The 22,053-nt window shown below is 69.6% G+C and carries 18 protein-coding genes; 7 read left to right on the forward strand and 11 right to left on the reverse strand.

The window, feature by feature from the left end:
- Nucleotides 1-36: 36 nt before the first annotated feature.
- Nucleotides 37-741: an N-6 DNA methylase gene (locus tag ADX84_RS14645; protein WP_049573880.1), complete on the reverse strand. Its 705-nt coding sequence runs from the start codon at nucleotides 739-741 to the stop codon at nucleotides 37-39.
- A 413-nt stretch (nucleotides 742-1,154) separates the two neighbouring features.
- Nucleotides 1,155-1,496, reverse strand: a complete 342-nt coding sequence (locus tag ADX84_RS26655; RefSeq protein WP_234003972.1) for a hypothetical protein — start codon at nucleotides 1,494-1,496, stop codon at nucleotides 1,155-1,157.
- Nucleotides 1,497-1,641: 145 nt separating this feature from the next.
- Between ADX84_RS26655 and ADX84_RS14655 the strand changes: the two genes are divergently transcribed.
- Nucleotides 1,642-3,222 carry an ADP-ribosylglycohydrolase family protein gene (locus tag ADX84_RS14655; protein ID WP_049573883.1) on the forward strand — a complete coding sequence of 527 codons (1,581 nt, stop codon included), beginning with the start codon at nucleotides 1,642-1,644 and terminating at the stop codon, nucleotides 3,220-3,222.
- A gap of 4 nt (nucleotides 3,223-3,226) precedes the next feature.
- On the forward strand, nucleotides 3,227-4,225 hold the full coding sequence (locus ADX84_RS14660) for a hypothetical protein (protein ID WP_234003973.1): 999 nt from the start codon (nucleotides 3,227-3,229) through the stop codon (nucleotides 4,223-4,225).
- Here the strand turns inward: ADX84_RS14660 and ADX84_RS14665 are convergent.
- Together ADX84_RS14665 and ADX84_RS25515 are read right to left on the reverse strand one after the other, a co-directional pair.
- On the reverse strand, nucleotides 4,185-4,679 hold the full coding sequence (locus ADX84_RS14665) for a helix-turn-helix domain-containing protein (protein WP_082206510.1): 495 nt from the start codon (nucleotides 4,677-4,679) through the stop codon (nucleotides 4,185-4,187). The two genes, ADX84_RS14660 and ADX84_RS14665, sit on opposite strands and share 41 nt — an antisense overlap.
- Before the next feature lie 135 nt (nucleotides 4,680-4,814).
- Entirely contained in the window at nucleotides 4,815-5,783 is a 969-nt protein-coding gene (locus ADX84_RS25515) for a hypothetical protein (RefSeq protein WP_234003975.1), read from the reverse strand.
- 1,819 nt (nucleotides 5,784-7,602) lie between these two features.
- Here ADX84_RS25515 and ADX84_RS14670 point away from each other — a divergent pair.
- Together ADX84_RS14670 and ADX84_RS14675 are read left to right on the forward strand one after the other, a co-directional pair.
- Complete coding sequence (locus ADX84_RS14670; protein ID WP_049573890.1) at nucleotides 7,603-9,357, forward strand: hypothetical protein; 1,755 nt, start codon at nucleotides 7,603-7,605, stop codon at nucleotides 9,355-9,357.
- A gap of 292 nt (nucleotides 9,358-9,649) precedes the next feature.
- Nucleotides 9,650-9,877, forward strand: a complete 228-nt coding sequence (locus ADX84_RS14675) for a hypothetical protein (protein WP_049573893.1) — start codon at nucleotides 9,650-9,652, stop codon at nucleotides 9,875-9,877.
- Between the two features lie 71 nt (nucleotides 9,878-9,948).
- On the opposite strand, the gene ADX84_RS14680 is transcribed toward ADX84_RS14675, so the two are convergent.
- A complete protein-coding gene (locus tag ADX84_RS14680) occupies nucleotides 9,949-10,515 on the reverse strand; it encodes a TetR/AcrR family transcriptional regulator (protein ID WP_049573897.1) in 567 nt (188 codons plus the stop codon).
- A 199-nt stretch (nucleotides 10,516-10,714) separates the two neighbouring features.
- Nucleotides 10,715-12,097: a GH1 family beta-glucosidase gene (locus ADX84_RS14685; protein WP_049573902.1), complete on the reverse strand. Its 1,383-nt coding sequence runs from the start codon at nucleotides 12,095-12,097 to the stop codon at nucleotides 10,715-10,717.
- A gap of 139 nt (nucleotides 12,098-12,236) precedes the next feature.
- On the opposite strand from ADX84_RS14685, the gene ADX84_RS14690 reads away from it, so the two are divergent.
- A complete protein-coding gene (locus tag ADX84_RS14690; RefSeq protein WP_049573905.1) occupies nucleotides 12,237-13,841 on the forward strand; it encodes a hypothetical protein in 1,605 nt (534 codons plus the stop codon).
- Nucleotides 13,842-13,856: 15 nt separating this feature from the next.
- Here the strand turns inward: ADX84_RS14690 and ADX84_RS14695 are convergent, their stop codons facing one another.
- The 4 genes from ADX84_RS14695 to ADX84_RS14710 form a co-directional block, all read right to left on the reverse strand.
- On the reverse strand, nucleotides 13,857-14,942 hold the full coding sequence (locus tag ADX84_RS14695) for a magnesium and cobalt transport protein CorA (RefSeq protein WP_049573909.1): 1,086 nt from the start codon (nucleotides 14,940-14,942) through the stop codon (nucleotides 13,857-13,859).
- 119 nt (nucleotides 14,943-15,061) lie between these two features.
- Nucleotides 15,062-15,709, reverse strand: a complete 648-nt coding sequence (locus ADX84_RS14700) for an alpha-ketoglutarate-dependent dioxygenase AlkB (protein WP_049573911.1) — start codon at nucleotides 15,707-15,709, stop codon at nucleotides 15,062-15,064.
- 87 nt (nucleotides 15,710-15,796) lie between these two features.
- Nucleotides 15,797-17,599 carry a hypothetical protein gene (locus tag ADX84_RS14705; protein WP_049573914.1) on the reverse strand — a complete coding sequence of 601 codons (1,803 nt, stop codon included), beginning with the start codon at nucleotides 17,597-17,599 and terminating at the stop codon, nucleotides 15,797-15,799.
- 446 nt (nucleotides 17,600-18,045) lie between these two features.
- Entirely contained in the window at nucleotides 18,046-19,104 is a 1,059-nt protein-coding gene (locus tag ADX84_RS14710; protein WP_049573918.1) for a DMT family transporter, read from the reverse strand.
- A gap of 71 nt (nucleotides 19,105-19,175) precedes the next feature.
- Here ADX84_RS14710 and ADX84_RS14715 point away from each other — a divergent pair, with 71 nt between their 5' ends.
- Nucleotides 19,176-20,096: a LysR family transcriptional regulator gene (locus ADX84_RS14715; RefSeq protein ID WP_049573921.1), complete on the forward strand. Its 921-nt coding sequence runs from the start codon at nucleotides 19,176-19,178 to the stop codon at nucleotides 20,094-20,096.
- Between the two features lie 39 nt (nucleotides 20,097-20,135).
- Here ADX84_RS14715 and ADX84_RS14720 read toward each other — a convergent pair whose 3' ends face one another.
- The gene (locus ADX84_RS14720; RefSeq protein WP_049573924.1) at nucleotides 20,136-21,065 is read right to left on the reverse strand and encodes a LysR family transcriptional regulator; all 930 of its coding nucleotides are present in this window, start codon (nucleotides 21,063-21,065) and stop codon (nucleotides 20,136-20,138) included.
- Between the two features lie 324 nt (nucleotides 21,066-21,389).
- On the opposite strand from ADX84_RS14720, the gene ADX84_RS14725 reads away from it, so the two are divergent.
- Complete coding sequence (locus ADX84_RS14725; RefSeq protein WP_049573929.1) at nucleotides 21,390-21,932, forward strand: GNAT family N-acetyltransferase; 543 nt, start codon at nucleotides 21,390-21,392, stop codon at nucleotides 21,930-21,932.
- Nucleotides 21,933-22,053 lie beyond the last annotated feature (121 nt).

Below are 22,053 nucleotides of genomic sequence, written 5' to 3' on the forward strand. Positions count from 1 at the left end.
GTCAGGGAGAAGGAGAGTTCCTGGGCCCGGCTCGGCTCACACGGCCGAGGCATAGGTGCGTGACGAGGTGATGAAGCGGTGTAGCGGCTGCCACTTCTGGATCTGTATGCCGAGGTCGCGCTCGTACAGGGCACGGTCTCGCCAGTCGTCGACCAGGACATCTCCGCAACCGATGAGCACATCCGGGCCCAGTCGCCAAAGGTCGACATTGACGGCTAGGCACGCGGTGGCGAAGGGGTCGACGTCGACCAGATCCCATCGCATGTCAGCCGGATCGACGCCATGGGCACGAGCATGGTCAGCCAAAGCGAGGATGAGTGCTCCGGTACCGACCGAACTCTCATGGACCGCGGAGCCCTGAGGGGGCGAGTTCATGAAGCGAGCCAGAAGCTCGGCCACATCGTCCGGTGTGTAGAACTGGCCATTGCTCTCACAGGCCTTCTTGGGGCGCAGCTCCATGAGCAGTGGACCGAACACATCGACCGACATCCGCGTCTGCGGATTCATGGTCAGCTCGAACAATCCGGCCTTGACAGCAGTGCGCGCCACGGCCACCAATGTGGCCCGCTGATCACGTTCGCCTGTGCCGTGGGCCCAACGCGTCAGCGGCAACACCCGGTAGGCCAGATCAGGGCGCCTGCTCCCGAAGCGTGACCACAGCAGATGCAGAACGTGGGCCGCTTGGTCGAGGGGAAGGTCGAGGAAAGCGTCCCTGGCGAAGCCCGCGTCAGGGCCCCGCACCTGTGCCAGGGCGCCGACAGCGCTCAGCGGGAGACCTACGTCCGAGCCCGAGAAGCAACTGCTCCAAGTGCCGTGGACACGACGGGCGAGGGTGTCGATGAAGGCAGAGCGAGTGATGCGGGATGAGCCCCCGCGAGATGTTCTCATAGATTAGAAACTAATCTATGAGTTCCCCTGTGGCAACTCCCGCCCCTCGACCTGGCCCAGAGCCCGTCTGGATCCGGTCGCCTGAGTTGCAAAGACCATGCGCGAAACGAGGTCGCGAATCCTCTCGGCGACTTCCAGACGAGGCGCACGGGCAGAAGAGTGCGGGGCGCCCGCCTTGATGCTGGCGAACGCCCCTGGGGCCTGAGTACCCCCACCTGGACATCGCGCTGCGCCACCGAGGCGCAGGATCTCCGGGGGCCTTTGGGTCACCCTTGCGCGAGCGTGCTCGTTCCCTGATTGCGCCGAACGCGGTCCAGGGCTTGGTAGTAGCGCAGTGCGCAGCTGACCAGTTCCTTGGCGAAGCGCACATCGGCGCCTCCCACATTCCGGGGCGCGGCCGGGGTGATGGTTACCTGTGCCCCCGCCTGGCGCACGGTCAGGATCGGCGCCTGGTCCTCGTAGGCGTAACAGGAGATCTCAGGCAGGGATGCGCCGTGAGGTGCGGGGCCAGTGTGGAAGGAGAGGGCGACTGCCTGCTCCGAACCTTCCGTGCGGGCGGTGACTGTGAGCAGGGCAAAGGGGTTCACGGAGGGGGTGTGTTCTGGCATGGCAGACCTTTCTGGGTGGAACATCCCCTGCAAGGTCGCTACTGGCCAAGCTCGTGACCCCGAGAAAAATAGAGGTTGATATTGCGGATATCGCATGTTAACTTCGCGGTGTTCGCCCCACCCCAACCTGCAACAGGAGACCCCCATGGCACTACCGCTCACCACCACCCCCCACAAAGACGATCGAGCAGCCGGCGTGCTCCTCACCGCTGCCTGCGGCGACGCCCTCGGCGTCCCCTACGAGTTCCGCACTCGACTGAGCCCAGACCAGAAGCCGCAGATGATCGGCGGCGGTCTGGGCCCCTACGCACCGGGGGAATACTCCGACGACACTCAGATGGCCGTGTGCATCGCCCAAGCCCTGGTGGACACCGAAGCCGTCGCCATCCAGGACCACCACATCCTCAACGAAATCGCTGATTCCTTCCTCACTTGGCGCACGATGGGGGCCACCGACATCGGAGCCCAGACCGCCGCCGTCCTAGACGCCACCCAGTACGACGTGGCCACCCCCTGGGTCGCTGGCACCATGCTCCGCGCATCCCGCAACCGATGGCACACCGGACGGCCCAGCGCTGGCAACGGCTCCCTCATGCGCACCGCCCCCATCGCCCTCTACGACCTGCACGATGCCGAAGAGACCGCCGACGCCGCCCGCCTGGTCAGCGAGCTCACCCACGCTGACCCCCAGGCAGGCGACGCCTGCGTCATCTGGTGTGAAGGCATCCGCCACGCCGTGCTCCACGGCAACTTCCAGGGCGTGCGCAACGGGGTCGAACTCCTTCCCGAGCAGCGTCGTGACTGGTGGCACACTCGCCTGGACGAAGCAGAGGCCGAAGACCCGCACACCTTTCCCAACAACGGCTACGTCGTCACCGCACTCCAGGCCGCATGGTCAGCCATCACCCGCACTCCCGTACCCGTCGACGACCCCGCCAACGGCACCTTCGCCGCCGACCACCTGCGCCTGGCCCTGGAGGCGGCCGTGCGCGCGGGAAAGGACACCGACACCGTCGCCGCTATCGCTGGCGCACTGCTCGGCGCCCGTTGGGGAGCCTCAGCCGTGCCCTGGCACTGGCAGCGTGCCATCCACGGCTGGCACGAGATCACCGCACGCGACCTGATCAGCCTCGGCGTGCGCATCAGCCACCAGAACCTGCCCGACCGCCACGGTTGGCCCCTGGCCAAGCACCACCCTCGCAACGCCGACGCCCGCACCCCCTACCGTGTGAGCCATCCGCACGACGACGGCGTCATCCTGGGCAACCTGCCCCTGGCCGACCTCGACGCCGCCGACCTCGACGTTGACGCCGTTGTCTCCCTGTGCCGTGTCGGCAGCGCTGACTTCGCCCACATCCCTGCCCGGGATCACCTGCAGGTCTGGCTCATCGACCGTCCGGGCGCCAACGCACATGGCCGCTTCACCGTTGACCAGGCCGCCCGAGCTGTGCAGGGCCTCAGGCAGGAAGGCAAGCGTGTGCTGCTGCACTGCGCCGCAGGTCGCAGCCGCACCCCCACTGTCGCCGCCCGCTACTCTGGACTGCTGGGCATCCATCCGGCCACAGCCATGACCGACATCTGCCAGGCACTCGCACCCAACCGCCCTTGGGTCAACTTCGAGCTGGAACGCTTCGTCTTTGACCTGGCCGGACGGACGCACCCCGTCGCCTCTGAACGGGGGTGGAGCGCCCGGACCCCGCTCAATCCCTGGTCGGCAAAGGAGTGACACCGTGGACCAGCAGCCCCCGCAGAACAAGCAAGCCCGGACGGCACTGCCGCCCGGGCTTCGCCCTTTGCTGGACACACTGCGTACCGAAGACGTCGACACTCCGTTGTCGGAGGAGCACGTCCCAGGCCTGGACCTACTCCGTGCCCACTTGGGCGACTACGCTCCGCAGACTCGCCGTGCCTATCTGGCCGACTGGAAACGGTGGGCAACCTGGTGCCACGTCCAAGACCGCACGCCGCTGCCCGCAGAAACTGCCGATGTCGCCCTGTACCTGTCTTCCAGCCACGACGAGCACCGAATAGGCTCCGCCACCCTGCGACGCTGGGTCACCACGATCGCCACCGCGCACATCGCCAACGGCCATCCCGACCCCACCAGTAGACCCCCTCTACCGGAGTTGGTCCGCTGGCTGCGCAGCACCAAGCCCCAGCCACGGCGGCGTACCTCGCGCTGGCTCACTGACCTGGAGCTCACCCGGGTCCTCGCCCACACGCGTGATGAGTCCTGGCCCGAGCTGGTGATCAATCGCCGTGACCGGCTGGCCATGCTGCTCGCACGGGCCACCGGGGACGGCCCCGACGAGGTACTGAGCCTGCGCACAGATCAGATCACCGTGCAGACAGACGCAGTGATCCTGTCTCGACCAGATCAGGAACTACACGTACTCGCCGAACCTCTGCCCGCCGCAGACTGGGGATCATGCTTGGCCTGTGCCCTGGCGATGTGGCGGCAGGTGACCGATCTGGCTGATGACAGCAAGACCCTCCTACGCAGCATCATGGACGCCCCTGAGCGGATCACTCCCCGCGGCCACTTCCACACACTGCAAACGCCAACCGACACCGAGAGTTGGCTGCTACGCCGAGTACGTCGAGGGGGCACCGTCACCGCGGACCGCATGGCACCCAAGGGCCTGCGAGACCTACTGCACACTCACGCAACAGCTGTGGGCGTCGACGTCACCGGCCTGACGGCATTCGCCCTTCGCCCTCACCCTTGATCCGCTCGGACTCCTGTCGGCGCGCGACCGCCTGCTCGTGCTCGGCTCGGACCTCCTCCTCCGAGACCCCAAAGAACCGTGCCAACGAGCGTGCTTGAGCTGCGCGGAGCCTGCGGGTACGCCCCGCCTCCAGCGCCCGGTATGTCTGCACGTTCAGGTCCGGGTCATCGACTTGCTCCACGACCTGATCCTGAGTCAGCCCCAGCACGGCTCGGCGTCCAGCCCAACCCGCCTGCCGGAAGTCGATGAACTCACGAGGCGGGACACCCAGCGCAACGGCCAGTCTCTGCAAGGTCTCCGGAGTCGGGGCGCTCCCGCCCTCCCGCTCGTAGCGGCCGACCACCGTCCCGCTCAATCCGGCACGCCTGGCAAGTTCAGCAGGGGTCAACCCCTTCTCTTCCCGCGCTCGCTTGAATACAGAGGGCTTCCACCCCACGACTCCGCTTCTTGGCATGCCCTCCGCGCTTTCGTTCGGCCACCGGTGTCCACTAGGACTCTAGGCCGACTGTCAGCCAGTGGGCACCAGGGATGATGCTCAGCGTGGGTGAGCTGTCTACCGAAGAAGGAGCATGCAGTTGGTGTGAGTCGCTCAGGCCGCAACGAAAGCTGGGCCAACTTTGGGTTTCGCTGTGTCTGGGATCTGAGCTCTCCTGCGTTCGGCGAACTGTTGGCGCAGCTTGACGAGCTCGTGGGCTCCCGCGTGGCCGAGGCCCGCTAGGACTCGCCCACCAGGTCGATAGATCTCTTGCGCCGGGGTGTCCTCCACGCGAGGTGTCGCACCAACTCGGGCGAGGGCATCGGTATCGCCAGTGATGGAGCTCTGCTCGAACGCGACCGTGGCCTGTGGCCCACCGGATGAGGCTTCAAGCGTCGCTGGATCCATTGGTGCAGGCTCGTTTACGGCAGGCAGGGGAGCCGGTTGTTCAGCGGTAGAAGGTTCGGGTTCCTGTCGGGGCATGAAGCGTTCCACCAAGCTGCCGTCTTCAGCAGCGTTCTGCAAAGTCTTCACCACATAGGCGATGGGGTGCCGCACCCGACGGTGACGCACGATCTGGCTTACGCAACGTGCGGCCCATGCCGGAGATAGGAGTTGGCCGGCCAGAGCTGCCAGTTCCTCGATCACTGCGGCGATAACCGGGTCCGATTCGGGCGTGTCGACCCCGACGTGGGGCGCTGACCATGTCGGTCTCTCCTGCTGAGGGATAGATGGATTGATCTTCCGAACGGAAAACTCCGACGTAGGCCCACGGTGTGCCTGAGCTGGGATAGCCGTCCCTTCGGGGAACACCGGGATGTCCGCCTGTTGGGGTTCTCCAGCGAACATGGCCAGGATGTCCTCACGCCGGTGCCATACCTCGATAGGCACAGTCGCCTGGTAGACGCTCGTCATCGGACCGCCGGACCGGTAGCCACCGCGTTGCAGACAGGCCAGCCAGCCCGAGGCCTGCGCCGCCCCCAGATGTTCGCTGACGGTGGACCGCGAGCGCCTGGTCAGGGACACCAGGTTTGCTACCGCGTTCGCCGAGCCCGAAGCGGACATCAGCAGTCGCAAGGTCATAAGTGACGCCTGTGCTGTACGTGACAGCTCTGCAGCACCAACCATCAGGCGAGCCCATATCTCCGGGCTAACAGCGACGCGCTCCATGTGTCTCCTACCGAATGTGACGAGGCTGCGGGCCCACGCGGTGCGCCCACCTGTACCTCTCAGCTGTCCCTCCAAGGGACCCACCATCTGATTCCGAACTATAGATTACTTTAGAATCTACGATGCAACTATGCGGCAGGAGGGGTGTGAGCCGGACGTACCAACTCGGACCACGCGTGGGCCACTCCGGTCCAGGTTGGGTCCCACGCCGCATCGACGAGGCGACTCTCCGCGCAGCCGAAGCTCTCGGCGAGTACTACGCGGAACACGCCCTGGCCGTCTTCGGAGAGTCTGCAACAGACACGGTGCACTCAGCAGCGCGCAAGACGCTGAACTGGTTGCAGAACCGTGCACAGTCCAGCCCGTATGTGACCCACCGCGATTTGTTCGCCGCTGTGCGCGGCAAGAGCATCCCCCGATCGGACGACCTCAATCCCGCAGTCCAGCTGCTGGAGGAACTCGGCTGGGTGAGGCAGGCCCCGTCTTTGGGCGCACACGCCCCGGGAAGGCCAAGCCGGAAGTACCTGCTGCACCCCACCCTGTGCGAGCGCTGAACCGACTCGTACCACCGCGCGCCAAGCTGGCACCAAAGCGGACCAGCTACCACCAGACCTTGCGAAGCAACCACTCAGTGGTGATATGCGAATCGGCCCCACCGACCGTTCCGACAGCCCCTCAAATTCCTGGCTCATTGTTGACGATATCTGTTCTGAACTCGGTGTCTCCCGATCGACTTTCCATGACTGGCGCGCCAAGAGACGCACCCCGAAGTGCACCAAGCTACCTAACGGATCGCTGAGGGTACGCCGCACTGACTACCCGAACAGCCGAGACGGGTTCCGCGGGGCACACACAAGGCTGCTGTCACGGCGGGCCTCAAACGGAGTGAGTCCACAAAGACCCAGCAGGGGTGAGAGGTTCCTGTAGCTTTTTCTTTTCCGCGCAGCACCGTGATCTACAATCCCCTACCAGCAGCCAAACATCCTCAGCGAGAATGACAGGGCCTACCGCCGGTGCGTGCGGCGAGGACCTTCCCGGGCGGTTACGTCCATTCCCTTGTTTTTCCACCCTAGAGTGCGCATGGATCGCATGCCCCTGGCTTGACTCGGTTGAGCGGGTCGAGCCGACGATTCCCCAGAGCGTGTGCATACCGCTGTAGGTTCCCCCTGCCGAGCAGAAGAGCCGGTCTCGGCCTTGCTCAGCACTGCGGCAGCCAGACAGCTGCCCCAGCCAGGGATCGGCCACAGCAAACGCAGGCCCGAGCCGACGCGGACAAGGCGCCACGGTGGTGGTGCCTGCACGGCGGGCCGACCTTTTCGATCACGATGCGTAATCAAAGAGGAGAGCCTTTTCAGGTCTGCTCGTCTCGGTGGCGAAGCACCCGAGCCCAGGGCGCAAGGCTCTTGGTCCGGTTGGGTGGAAGGCTCCCGTCTCCCACCCAGGAGTGGGAGATTTTTGGGAGACGGGAACCTCCCACACCGTCCTGGAACCGCTCTGAAGGGCGTCTGGCGGTGCCTTCAACCGTGTGAGCGGAAGCCGGGAGAGACGTCCTTCGGGGATGCCTCGGAGAGAGTCCCCGAAGGACGTTGCGCGGCACCCACCCGGACGGGTGCCATCCGGGAAACGCCTGCTACACGGGACTTTTAGGGCATAGGTGGCGGGTTTTGGCGTTTCTCGCGTGCGTCGGTCCCGGCGTCCCTAGGCTCGCCCGGAACCGTTCCGAGGAGTCCCGATGCCCGCCCTGCCCAAGTCCGATCTGCCCCGCCACCCCTACCGGAACCTGGTCCTGCTCGCCCTGACCACGCTCTCCGGGCACCGGGACTCCCCCGGCCTGTTGGAGGACGCCCACCGGCTCGTGACCGGTGCGCTCCCCCGTGGGCGCCGCCATCCGCGCCCGCACGAGTACGCGAGGACCCGGCGCCGGGTCCTGCGCAGAGCACTGCACCCCCGGAGCTGGCATCCGCGCGGCCAGGCCGGGCTGCGGGTCTCACCCGTGGACGGGATCGGCGGCGAGGCACGGGCCCTGGAGGCGCTCGACGGGCTGGACGCGCCCGCCCGCGCCGCGTACACGCTCATGCGGCTGGAGTCCCTGGACGCGCGGGCCACCGCCGCGCTCCTCGGCTCGGTCGGGGTCCGCGACGCCGCAGCGGTGGTGGAGCGCGCCCGGGAGGTTGCGACCGACCTGCCTCTGCCGGACCCCACGGTGGTCCGGGTGAGCGGCCGGGGGTCCTGGGTGCACCGGCGCGGACTGGTGGCGGCGACCGGCGCCCTGGTCCTCGTGGTGGCAGCCGTGGGGATGACCACCGCGGACACGGGCGGTGGGACGAGCACGGCGATGCTGGCCTCCTCGCCGCCGCGCCTGGCCGGGGCCACCGCCCCGGAGGCCTGGCGGGAGAGCTTCCGCCTGGACCTGACCGCCTGGCACCCCCGGGGCGACGCGGTGGACGACGACGCGCTCACCCGGCGTGCGCTGGCGGCCTGGTCCGAGCAGGAGGGCCAACCCCCGGGCGCGCCCCGAGTGCTGTTCGCAGGCACGGTGGCCGAGCGTGAGGTCGTCCTGCTGCACGACGGTCCGCGGGTCGCCCGCTACACCCGTGGGGACGACGGCACCGGGTCGGGAACGGAACTGGTGGAGGTCTTCGCCGAACCCGTCAACGGTGTGGCCAACTGGCCCGCCCTGCGCCTGACCGACACCGACGAGGGGACCCGCTACCTGCTGCCGCCGTGGGTGACGGAGGCCGCCACCGCCCCGCTCGGGCAGGCTGACGCCGACTGGTCGGAGGTGGGCGTCCGGGACGGGGTGACCGAGCCCCTGCCCACCGGTCGCCACTGCGACGTGGGCCCGGTGTTGCGCCTGCGCGCCCCCGAGGTGGCGCACGGGGAGCCGTACTCGGCCATCGACCTGGGCGGGCTGGACACCGCCCACCTGGGGTACATGCCGCCCCCGCCCTCGGAGATCAGGCGACTGGGCCCGCACGAGGTCCTGGACTCCGAGCGCGGATTCGACCTGTGGGGCGACCTGGCCTGCGCCGGAGACACCCCGGAGGAGCCGGTGCGTACCGTGACCGCGTGGGAGTTCGCGGTCCAGGAGCTGCCCGGCGGCGGCGAGGGTCGCTGGACCTGCGTGCGCTTCGGCGGGCACGACGGCGGAGGGCTGGCTCGCGCGGTGCTGGTCACGCGAACCGAGGCGGGGACCGGGACCGTGCTGGCCGGGGAACGTGAGGGCGGCTGGGACTGCAGCAACCTCAACCGTCAGGTGGCCGCGGGCACGTGGTGGCGCGACGACGACAGCCGGTGGCACTACCTCGCGGCCGCCTCCCGGGAGGTCACCTCCCTCACCGTGGCGGGTGGTGCCGAGGGTTCCGCCGAGGGCGGCGAGAGTGCGCTGGCGGTGACCGGACCGCGCTCGGAGATGCCTCCGGCGACGGAGGTCGACCTGACCGCCCTGGACGCGGAGGGGGAACCGATGACCGTCCTGTCGCCCTGAGGTCGAGCGCCGCCCCTACCCCGATTCGGCTCCGGCCAACGGGCCGAGAGTCCCCTGCCCTGCTCATGGCCGTTTCCGGCCATACTCACGTGCGCGTGCACGTGCAACTGCACCGCCGGTGATATCACTGGGAACTGACTCCCCCAATCCGGGCGGGGCAGCCGGGGCGCCGTGAACCGGGCGTTCCAGGTCGGGTTCGCTTTGCCGCGAACCTCCCGCGATGCCACGGCGCGGCCGCCCGGAACGCGGACCGGCTCCGCTTTCGGCCACGCGCTGTAGTTAGGGTGAACGTATGTCGATTTGGGCGCGGGGAGACCGTACGGGGCGGGTCGGAGAGGCCCTCCTGTTGTTGGAGGGTCAGGGGATCATCGACGGGTTGGACTTCCTGCCCGCCGAGGAGAAGCCCTACCGTGTGCGCATCCCCGCCGGGATCGTGCACATGGACGAGGACGAGGCGTCCATGTTCGCGTTCGGGGCGGTCGTCGGCTCCTTCGGCAAGCTGGCCCGGCAGCCGGCCTGACCCCCGGGCGCCGCAGGCGCGGGCCCGCCTCCTTACGGAGATGACCGTCCGTGGTGGCCCCCGGAAGGGGGCTAGCTGCGGCCCATCGTCCGCAGAACGGCGTCGAGCAGCAGGTCCCGGAGCATCTCACGATGCTCGGGGGTGTGCGCAACGGTGAGCTCGTTGTTGAAGGTGGACAGGCACATCCCCACCGTCATCTCGGCCAGCGGCAGCGCCGGACGCCCGTCCTGGGGCAGCTCCTCGACGAAGCGGGCGACCTCGATCGACTCGCGGACCGCCTCGATCCACGGTTCGGTCCGTTCGCGCCACCACCGGCGCTGCTCGCCCGGCTCCGCGCCGAGGCCGGAGGCGGCCGCGAGCAGCGCGCCCGACTCCAGCCAAAGCGCCATCCAGGCGTTCACGAGGCGACCCATGTACCCGTCGATGGACTCCATCCGGCCGAAGGTGAGGTCCACCTGGGAGGCGAAGGCGGTCAGCCGCACGTCCACGGCGGCCTGGAGCACCTGGTTCTTGTGGTTGTAGTACCGGTAGACGGTGGAGCGGTCGATGTCGACGCCCTCAGTGATCTCCTTGTAGGTGATCTGGCTGAAGGGCTTGGTCCGCAGCAGCTCCACCAGGCTGTTCTGCAACTGGAGCATGCGCTGTGCGGCGCGGAGGCTTCCGCTGGTCCCCGAACTCGCATCCCGCGGCGCCGTCATACCCGATCCGTCCGTCATGAGCCCCCACGGCCCGCGTGTGCCTACGCCCTCCAGCTTGCCCCAGGTCGGAACGTATGCCAACACGCCGTTGGTCCGCCAGGGAAACCTGTGGGCAGGGGGTCCGTGTCCCCGCTCTCTCCTATCCCCGGCGGGCCCGGTGCTCGGCCAGATACTCCCGGTACCAGTGGTAGCTGTCCTTGGGGTGGCGCTCCAGGCTCTCGTAGTCCACGCGAACCAGTCCGAACCTGCGCTCGTACCCGAAGGCCCACTCGAAGTTGTCCAGCAGCGACCACACGAAGTAACCCCGGACGTCCACTCCCGCCTCGATGGCCCGCCCCAGCGCGGCCAGGTGGTCGCGCAGGTAGGTGACGCGGTCCGCGTCGTGGACCCGGCCGTCCTCGTCGGGCTCGTCCGGCTCGGCCGCCCCGTTCTCGGTGATGAGGATGGGTGGGAGACCCGGGTAGCGCCGGTCCAGGTCCACCAGCAGCTCCTCGAAGGTCTCCGGGACCACCGGCCATCCCATGGTGGTGTGCCGCCATGAACCGGTGAACTCCACCTGCTCGGCACGGACGTCGACGGCGGTGCGCAGGGCCGGGTCCGGTTCGGTGTGCGGGGCGTCGCGGAACATCAGGGGGCGGTAGAAGTTGACGCCGAGGAAGTCGAGGGGACGGCCGATGATCTCCAGGTCCCCCTGCCTGCGGTGGGGCGCGTCGGCCAGCGGCCCCCAGACCTCGTGCTCGTTGTCCGGGTAGGCGCCGGTGAAGAGCGGGTCGAACCAGGTCCGGTTGTGCAGGGTACGGACGCGTTCGACGGCGGCGCGATCGGCCTCGGAGTCCGTCGCGGGTACCAGGTGGTCGGGGTTGAGCGTGATGCCGACCTCCCCGGCCCCGGCGGCGCGCAGCTCCCCGACGGCCTGGCCGTGGGCGAGGAGCAGGTGGTGGGCGGCGGCGAGGGCGCCCGCGCCCTCCCGGGTTCCGGGGGCGTGGCGACCGACCGCGTGCCCGACGAAGGCGCTGCAGAAGGGCTCGTTGAGGGTGATCCAGCGGTCGACCCGGTCGCCGAGGTGGTCGGCGACGATCCTCGCGTACTCGGCGAAGCGGTGCGCGGTGTCGCGGACCCGCCATCCGCCCTCGTCCTCCAGGGCCTGGGGCAGGTCCCAGTGGTAGAGGGTGAGGGCGGGCTCGACCCCGGCGTCGAGGAGGATGTCGACGAGCCGGTCGTAGAAGGCCAGACCCTCGGGGTTGGGGGCTCCGCGGCCGTCGGGCTGGACACGGGGCCAGGAGACCGAGAACCGGTACAGGTCCACGCCGAGCCCGGCGATCAGGGCGACGTCCTCGGCGTAGCGGTGGTAGTGGTCGCAGGCGACGTCGCCGGACTCCCCCCGGGCCACTCTCCCGGGGGTGCGGCAGTAGGTGTCCCAGATGGACGGCCCGCGGCCGCCCTCCGTGGCGGCGCCCTCGACCTGGTAGGCGGCGGTGGCAGTACCGAACAGCAGGTTCGGGGGGAGTTGCGGTGCGCTCATGGGGGCCTTTCTCTTGGGAGCGCTCCCAAGCCTGCCCGGTGAACCGGTTTCGGGCAACCCCCGAACCAGAGGCGATCCGGATCCGTCACAGTCGTGAGCGCGCCCCGCGATCGCCGGGCACGCAGGGAAAGGGAACGGATTGAGCCACACCGACTACTCACAGGTCTTCCTCTCCAGGGACGGGTCCCAGGACCGGAGGATCCGCGAACTCCAGGAGAACCTGGACGTCGCGTACTCGCAGATGGCCCGCGACCGCAGCCGTGTGCGGTCCGAGCTGAGCCGACTCAGGGGCACGCTGGAGCAGCGGCTGGACCGGGTGTCCACGACCCTGGACGCCTTCATCGAGCTCGGTGACGTGCGCGCCACGCTGGCGATGTTCGACCACGCCGCCATCGCCCGCCACCGCACGCTCCAGATGCTGAACGGAACCGCGCTCCCCAGCTTGGAACTCCAAGACGTCCCCGGATACTGGCTGGTCCCTGCCGCCCGGGGCCTGCACTCCCTGTTGGGCGACGACCTCCCCCGCGCCCGCCTGCACTTCGACGAGGCCGCCCGCGTCGACCCGCTGCGCGCTCGCGGGTTCGCGGCGCTGACAAGTGCGCTCACCGGCGCCGAGCACGCCCGTACCCTGGGCGAGGGCGTGTCCGCGGACCTGCTGCCCCGGCTCCCCGAGCCCGACTCCGAGGTGACCCGGTGCGAGCGCGCGCTGTGGATCCTCACCGCCGACGGCTCCTTCGGGGACGACGCCCGGGAGCACCTGCTGCTGTCCACCCTGCGCGGCTGGTCCGAGGACGGGGTCCGCGGTCCGCTGGTGGACGGATGGTTCGCTTCCGGCGCTCCCGTCAACGGCCGGGGCTCCCGGCCCCGCGGACCGCGCGACTCGGGTGCCTTCCAAGTCTCCGCCATGGCCGATCCGTGGCGCCAGGCCGTCTCCGACCTCGCCCAGCTGCGCGAACGCGTCACCGAGATCACCGACGTGGGCGGGGAGGACACCCCCGCCGAGGTGCTCGGCCCGGACCGCGCCAGCTCCGACTTCCTCCAGGACTCCCTGCGTCTGCTCGTGGAGGAGGGCAGCCCGGAGGAGGCTCCCCTGTTGGCCGACGCCAACCGTCTGCGCGCGGTGATCGAGAACAGTGGCCAGGACGAAACCCTTCCGGCGTGGAGCGACGACGTGGGAACGGTGGGCTCGCTCCTCCAGCAGGACCTGACCAGGGAGGACGCACCCCCGCAGCGCCGCACGTTCTCGCTGGTCCTCGTGCGTTCCGCCGTCCTGGACGCCGCCGAGGCACTCGCGAACCGGGCCAACGAACCGTGCCCGGAGACGGCGAGCCTGAGGGTGCACGGGGCGGCGATCCGGCTGACGCCTTCCGGAGCGGACCGCCAGCAGGTCGAGGACACACGTGAGCGGCTGCGTCAGCGGGCCGTCCCCGAGAGCGGCCCCCGCCGGTCCTTCTGGGGCGCCTCCGCCGTCACCGGGGTCCTGCTGTTGCTCTCGGTGCTCACTGCCAACGGCCTTCTGTGGGTCCTGACCCTGGCAGGGGCGGCCTCCGCCGGATACGCCTTCTTCCTGGCCGAACGGGAGAAGGCGGACGCCGAGGGCATGGTCCGGCACCAGAGCCGCCAGCTTGACCAGCAGGTGGACACGGCGGTCAGGGAGTGGCGCCGGACGCGGACGGAGACCGAGGAGCACGCGGTCGCGGCCCGGCACGACCTGGAGGCGATCCGTTCCCTGCTCGCCTCCTGAGCCCGCACGCCCCGGTCAGAGCCAGTCGTTGCGGCGGAAGAGCAGGTAGAGCAGCAGCGACGAGAGGAACATGAAGACCAGGACGAGCGGCCAGTTGAACACCCAGTGGAAGCCGGGCTGGGGGGCGATGTTCATGCCGAAGATCGACGCGATCAGCGTGGGGACGACCAGGATTCCGCCCCAGGACGAGACCTTCTTCATCGCCTCGTTCTGGGCCTGGTCGACCAGGTTGCTCTCCACGGTCATGATGTTGCTCAACAACTGGCGAAACCCCTCGACGTGGTCCCTGGCGGCCGCCACGTGATCGGCCACGTCGCGCAGGTGCTCCCTCAGTTCGCCCCTGTGGTGTTCACCCGGCCGGGGCATGTTGGGCCCGAACCGCTCCGGTCTGTCCAGGGGTTCCATGATCTCCTCCAGGACGCGGCCGAGCGGATCGACCGCCCGTTGCAGAAGGATGATCTGCCGGGCCAGCCGGTAGGTCCGCTGCGAGGCGTCCCGAGCCCCCGCGAAGACGGCGCTCTCCACCTCGTCGATGTCCTCCTGGAGGGCCGCGACGACCGGCGCGTAGTCGTCCACGACCCGATCCAGGACCGCGTAGATCACTCCGAGGGCGCCGTGGCCCATCATGTGGGGTTTGGCCTCCAGGCGCGCGCGGATCCGCTCGAAGTCCACCGAGGAGTCGTGGCGGACGGTGATGACGACGTCCCGGGTGCCGAAGACGTGCACCTCACCCACACGGATCGTCTCCTTGTCCTCGTCGTAGGTGGCCGGGCGCAGCACCAGGAAGAAGACGTCACCGTAGGTCTCGGCCTTGGGCCGCTGGTGGGCGACGATCGCGTCCTCCACCGCCAGGCGGGGCAGGTGGAACTCGTGGGCGGCCTCCAGGAGCTGGCCCCGGTTGGGCTCGGTGAGGCTCACCCAGGCCCCGAGTGAGGGGTCGGCGCGCACCGCCGCGTGCGCCTCGGCGAGGGTGGCCGCCTCGCGCTGTCGCTCACCGGAGCGGTACAGGACGATCCGGCACTCCCCCGGGGGCGCGTCGGCGGGGAGCGCGGCCTCCGCCCGGCCCAGCGCCATGGTGCGTTCGGGCGCGGATTCGGTCATGGTGTGCCCTTCCCTGCCTGGCCTGACCTGCCCGATCCTGACGCGGTGGTCGGCGTGGGCGCGCCCCGACACGCCGGGGCGGCCGGGGTGGAGGCCGGGAAACCGGTGGTGAGCCGGGGTCAGTCGGGCAGGCCGGAGGCCCGGATGGTGATGTTGAGCCTGCCGTTCAGTCCGAGGGCGGGGTCTGCGGTACCCGGTCGGGTGCGGGGGACCCCGTGGTAGGCCATGCGGGAGGGTCCGCCGAAGACGAACAGGTCCCCGCTGCGGAGTTCGACGTCGGTGTAGGGACGGGTGCGGGTCTCGGTGTTGCCGAACCGGAAGACGCAGGTGTCACCGAGGCTGAGGGAGACCACTGGGGCCGGGGAGCGTTCGTCGCGGTCCTGGTGCATGCCCATGCGGGCGTCGGCGTCGTAGAAGTTGACCAGGGCCACGTCGTAGGGGTCACCCTCGTAGGGGGCCTCGTAGGCGGCCTCGACGGCGCGGGCAGCCAGTTCGCCGAGGAGGTCGGGGAATGGCTGGACGGGGGTGCCGTCGGGCAGGGTCCGTGAATAGGAGTAGGGGACCCATTGCCAGCCGAGTGAGGTCATGGAGACGCTCATGACGCCACCGCGCGGCATGGGGTGGTGGCGTGTTCCGGCCGGACCCCGGGCCCATTCGCGGCACCTGCGGACCAGGGCGGCCTGGGTTTGCGGGGTGAGCCAACCAGGCAGGTGAACCGCCCCCGGGGCGACGTGAACGGGTGGTCGTCCGAACAGCGCTTCGTCCATGGGTCCATCATGCACGGCCCTCGCGGTGTCCGCCCGGGAAGGCGCTCCGGGCGGACACCGCGCCGCCCGGAGCCCGGTCGGGCAGGGTCAGCGGCGCATGAGGTCGCGGATGTTGACCACCAGCAGCACGACCACGATCAGCACGATCGGGACGGTGATGGCGATGCGCCAGTCCGCGATGAAGGCGGCGACCACACCCACGATCAACCCGATGACGACCGCGGCGATCGCGATCCCGGTCAGGTACTGGACGAACTTGCGGCGGGCGACGGAGTCGATCGCGGCGAAGGCCAGGACCACTCCGAGCATGGCCCAGAGGGTCATCTGTCCGTGGAGCATGAACAGCGTCAGCGCCAGCGAGATGAGCAGCAGCGGTGTGCTCAGGGCGACCCACAGGTGCAGGAAGCGGTTGGCGCGCTGCTCGCCGGAGGCGTAGGGCATGTGGGGCGCCTTGAGGTGCCCGGTCGGGGACGGGACCAGCGGGGTCTCACTGTCCAGGGAACGCAGGAGGGTGTCGCGCTCGTCGGCGAGCAGGGCCCGCTTCTCGTAGATCTCCGCCAGCTCCTTCTCCAGTCCCTCGATCCGCTGGCCGTACTCACGGGCGCGCGGCCGGGAGGCGGCCTCCCGGTCCAGGGCCATACGCGCCGAGTCGAGCTGGCGGAGGCTGTCGCGGCGGCTGACGACGTCGCCGTCCAGGCGGCGCAGGCGCGACTCCAGGCCGCGCACGTGGGCGCGCAGTTCGGCGCGCGCGGCGCTCTCGGTGGGCGCGACCTTCTGGAGTCCGACCCATGCCAGCGGATCGGCCCAGGACCGGCGGATGGTGCCGTCCCGCTCGTACCGCGGGCCGCTGGGGGCGCGCTCGCCCTCGAAGAAGTCCCGGGTGTCACGTCCCCACAGGCCACGGAAGCCGTCCACCCAGGGGGTGTCCTCGTCGATCAGGACGGCGTTCCACTCGCGGTCGCCGCCGGGGCCGAGCCGTTCGCCGTCGCCGCGCGCGTAGTCGACGAAGGGCACCCCGATGCCGTGCCGGTTGATGGCGGCGTCGGCGCGGAACAGCCGCTGCGTGAACCGGCGCCAGCCGCGCACGAGGCCGCGCAGGAAGGCGGGGTCCACCTGGATGAGGTAGTCGCCGGGGAGCATCTGGTGCGAGTGCGAGCCCGCTCCGACGTATATGACGGGGTGGACGCCGTCGCGGTGCAGGTCGGGGTCGGCCCAGGAACGGCGCAGGTCGTCGCCGTGGTACTCGTGCGAGGAGGCGCCGACCCAGGCCGGCCGGGTGGTGCCGTCGGGGTTCTCCACCACGTAGACGGTGACGCGCTCCCAGTCGGCCTCGTGGTCGTTGACCCCGCCGTAGATGGTGCGCCAGTCGTTCATGGCGTAGAAGAACCAGTACTGGAGGACGATGTAGCCGCCCTCGCGCGTGACGCGCCCGTAGTAGGTGGCACCGCCGTTGTCCACGCGCTCGCGGTAGCGGGTGACCGCGGCGAAGGTGACGCCGCCGGGGACGGCGCCCCGGATGAGCAGGGAGATCTTCATCAGGATGTCGAGGACGCGGCCGAGCACGCCCACGGCGGCCAGGCGGCCGCTCTTGGGGATCACTGAGCGGGCGATGCCCTTGAAGCGCCGGGCCTCCTCGCGCAGCGACTCCTCCTGGACGAAGCGGAGGTGCTTGTGGCGGCCCGGCCACTCCTCCTCGGCCTGGGAGAGGCGGTCGAGGGTGAGCTCACCGGCGGGGACGAGGACGCTTTCGCGTCCGCCGGGTTCCTCGATCCAGAGGCTGCAACTGCGTACGTAGGCGTCCACTTCGGTGGGGAAGAACAACTCCCCCTTGGTGCACATGAGCACCGGTTCGTGGGCGCGCAGGAGTTCGAGGTCAGATTTGGCCGCCATGATTCGGACCAAGTTAGTGCATGGAAAGGAGCGTGCGCGCCCCGGGACGCGGTGCGGCGGAGTGGGACGTGTCATGCCGCCGATCGGTCCAGGCCCGCCCGATCACGGCCCCGGCACCGAGGCCGGGGCGTGGCCGATCCGGCCTTCTTGCTGGTCGTGCCCGCGGCGCTGGTCGTGGGTGAACTGCGGCGGCGTCGCGCCCGCGGACCCCGTCACCCCGCGCCCGGACCGGCGACCGTCACCGTATGCCGGGCGCCCCACGCCCGGTGGCCGGGCGTGGCCACCGTCGTTCCCGTTCCACGGCGACCGCCTTTCGTTCCGGTGGTCTCACCACGGGAAGAGGGACGGACACTGACCCGCCCTCCCTTGGGTGACGGGTCGGCACGGTGACGGTCCCCCGCCGCGCCGCGTCCACCCTCACGGGGGCACGCGGCGAGGGACCGGGTTCAGGCGGCCCGCTCGGGCTGGCGCTCGGGCGGGTTCTCCTCGATGGGCGCCGAGGAGAACCGTACTTCGTCCACGATCTCCGGGAGGGACGGTCCGGTTGGCACGCCGCTCGGGAGAGCCGCCGGACCGGTGCCGTCGCGACGCGTCCGCACGGTCTCTCTCCGGGGCACGGCGGGCCTGGGACTGCGGTCCCCCCGGGCGGCGCCGATCCCCGCGACCACCACCAGCGCCATGCCCACCAGTTGCACGGTGACGGGTGCCTGGCCGATGACGATCATGCCCATCACCAGGGCCACGGCGGGTTCGAGGCTGGAGAAGGTGCTGTACCCGGTCCGGCTCATCCTCTGGAGGGCGATCATCTCCAGCAGGAACGGCACCATCGGGAAGAGCAGCGCGATCAGGAGTGTGAACACGACGAGTTCGAGGTTGGGCTCGGCGATGGCGGCCGGAGCCCCCAGGGGCGCGGTGACCAGCGCGCCCACGGTCATCGCCAGGGCGAGGCCGTGCACGGCGCCGAACCCGGCACCGACCCGCTGGGTGAGCACGATGTAGCCGACCACGCAGACCGCACCGGCCAGCGCGAAGCCGATACCCGCGAGGTCGAGTTCGCTCTGCCATGGGCGCGTCAGGCACACCACGCCGGCCACGGCCGCGACGATCCACACGAGCTCGCGGCGGCGGCGCATGGCCGCGACGGCGACCACGAGGGTGCCGAGGAACTCGATGGAGGTGGCGGTGCCGAGCTCGATCCGCGCCGTCGCCTCGGAGTAGAACAGCATCATCCCCGCGCTCGCTGTGCCCAGGATCACCACGGCACCCAGCTCGCGCGGTGTCGCCGCGCGCACGGCCCGCCACAGGGAGGGGCCGCCGAGCGCCAGGAGAAGGAGCGCGGCCCACGTCAGCCGGAGCCAGGTGACCGTCGCCGGACTCGCGTGGGCGAAAGCGGTCACGGCCAGGGCGCTGCCCGTGTGCAGCGTGAACATGGCGACGAGCAGCATCAACGGCGCCGGGACCTGGATCCGGGCACGGCGGGGCGAGGAGAGGAAGGAGGGGATCACCCGACCATTGGACTCATTTCGTTCGTTTCTGTCCACGGACTGATGGTTGACGAACCATGTAGTTTCGGTTGATGGATTTCACGCGACTCCGCCTGCTCGTCGAACTGGAACGACTCGGGACGATGGCCGCCGTGTCCGAGGTCACAGGCATGAGCACGTCGGCAGTCTCGAAGCACTTCGCCGTCCTGGAGAAGGAGGCCGGGGTTCCCCTCCTCGTGCCGGACGGGCGGCGGGTGCGGCTCACCCCCGCCGGGCGCCGACTCGCGGAGCACGCCGTGGACATCCTCGCCCGGGTGGAGGCGGCCCAGGCCGAGTTCGACGGCGACACCGACCCCGTCGGTCGCGTCGACCTGGTGATGTACACGTCGGCTGCGCCGATCGTGCTCCCCGCGGTGCGCCGTCTGCGGCGCGACCACCCCGGGATCGACATCCGCCTGACCGAGTACGAGTCCGACCAGGCGCTGGATCTACTCCAGGACGGAGGGGCGGACCTGGGGGTCGTGTACCAGTACAGTCTTCTCCCCCGAGAATTCCCGGGCACGCTCACCGTGTATCCGGTGGGGACGGAGGCGCTCCTGCTCTCCCAACCCTCCGAGGGGGCGGACAGCCGGACACTGACCCGGCGCCGTCTGCGCGAACTCGCCGACGCCTCCTGGATCGCCAGCCCCTTCCGGGGGGACGAGGAGGCGCTCCTGCAACGGATGTGCGCCGAGGCCGGGTTCACCCCACGGATCCGGCACCGCGTGGACACCCTGGAGCTGTTCGAGGAACTGGTGGCGACCGGTGCGGGCGTGGGCGTGGTGCCCCGGCTGTCGACCTCGACCCGGCGCGGGGTCGCGCACGCTCCCCTGGGAGAGCTGGGCGGTTTCCGCCAGGTGTACCTCGCCGGGCGCACCGGCGGTTGGGCCTGGCGGCCGATCCGCGTGGTGGCCTCCTACCTGCACCAGGCCGCCGAGGACGTGTTGGAGGATGTCGCGCCGCTCACCTTCTGACCGCGCCTGTCAGGAAGGGGTCACCCGGGAGCCTCCGGATCAGCCCGCGATGGCGAAGGGGCCCACCGAGGGGACCGGGACCTTGCTGGCGGCCTCGCGGATCGCGGTGAGCAGCGGCTCGGGGGTGGACCCGGCCCGGGACAGGACGACGATGTGGCGGCGCGCGGTCTCGCGCACCCCGCGTACGACGATCTGGGGGTGGTTGAGCCCGGTCCAGGCCAGCCTCGGCATGAGGGCGACCCCCAGACCCGCCTGGACCATGGAGAAGACGGCACTGAAGTCGTCGACCGTGTGCACGACCCGGGGCTGGAACCCGGCCTGGTTGGCGGCGGCCGTCACGCAGGAGTTCCACGCCGTGCCCGGACCGGACATGATCCAGTCCTGGTCGGCCAGGTCCTCGGCCAGGTGCAGGCTGGTCCGTGTGGCCAGGGGGTGCTGGTAGGGCAGGATCGCGTCGAAGAGCTCGACCATGACCGGGTCGCTGCGAAAGTCCGGGTCGCCCGCCGCGGGCAGGTGACTGGTGGACATGGTGACGGCCACGTCCAGGCGTCCGGAGCGCACCATCTCGGCGCTCTCCTCGGGTTCGGCCTGCACGACCTCGAAGCTCCAGCCGGGGTGGCTGGTGCGCAGGCGGGCCAGAGCCGGGGCGACGAGGTCGCTGATGCCGGTGGAGAAGGAGCCCACCCGCACGACCCCGCGGTCGCCGTCGGAGTACTCGGCCAGGTCCGCGGCGGCGCGCTCCATCTCCGCGAAGATGACGTGCGCGCGCTTGAGCAGGACCCGGGCGGCACCGGTGAGCAGGAAGCGACGGCCCTGGCGTTCGACGAGGGGGACCCCGGCCTCCTTGGCCAGGGCGGCGAGCTGTTGGGAGACCGCCGACGGGGTGACGTTGAGCGCCTCCGCGGTGGCTGCCACCGTGCGGTGGTGGTCAAGGGCCTGAAGGAGCTGCAACCGCCGAACGTCGATCATGCTGCCTAATTTAGGACAGAACGAACAGGTTTCGATGATGTTCCGGTCTGATTACCCACTCTTTGAGGGTGATTCCTTACACATCGTCCACCAGTGTCCGCTTCCATCCGCTTCCCGCCCTGCCGGAACATCCTGAAGAAAGATTTCACTTTTTTCTCTGTCAGGGATGTCGTGCACGCTTTTTCCTCGTGTCGCCCCTGTTCCGGTTGATACCGGCACGTACAGTCAGACCCACAGCTCAACCAAGGAGGTGCGGAGCGCACCTTCCCAGGAACAGCACCCCAAGCTGGTGGAACGGGTGAGAAGAAAATGCAAACTTCGCTGATGACCAAACCTCGTTCAAGGAACGTCGACGTTCTCGGCTTCCGCTACCTCGGCGCCCACGAGGTGGAGGAGCTCGCCGACCTGTGGGGCGCCCTGCACCAGCAGCACACGGTGACGGCCCCGCACCTGGAGGGCATCATCAGCGCGGTGAGCCTGGACGAGTCCTGGCGGCGCCGCCGCGCCCAGTACCTGGCCTGGCTGCGCGACCCCGACACCATGGCGATCCTCGCCGAGCACGACGGAGATCTGGCCGGGTACGCGATGGTCACCGTCCGCGAGAACGCGCAGGGCAGTTGGGACAGGGGCGAGCGGGTCGCCGTCGTGCAGACCTTCGCCATCGACCCCGACTACACCGGGACCGGGGTGGGCTCCAAGCTCCTGGAGGAGGTCCGCCGCCAGCTTGCCGCCTCGGGCATCCGTGACGTCGAGTTCTCCGCTCTGGCCACCGCGTCCGAGGACATCAGCTTCCTGGAGCAGGAGGGGTTCCGCCCCTTCGTCACCACGATGGTCTGCCGCGTGGACGGCTTCGGCGCCCACGACTGACGCCCGCCCGGCCCCCTCACCGTCGGTCGGTGCAGCGGTGACGGCTCCACGAACGAGCCCCCGCGCGGTCATACCCACGTCCCGCGCGGGGGCTTCTCCCTGCCCGGGACGGGCCCGCCCC

The organism is Nocardiopsis sp. SBT366, from assembly GCF_001083815.1.
GTDB lineage: Bacteria > Actinomycetota > Actinomycetes > Streptosporangiales > Streptosporangiaceae > Nocardiopsis > Nocardiopsis prasina.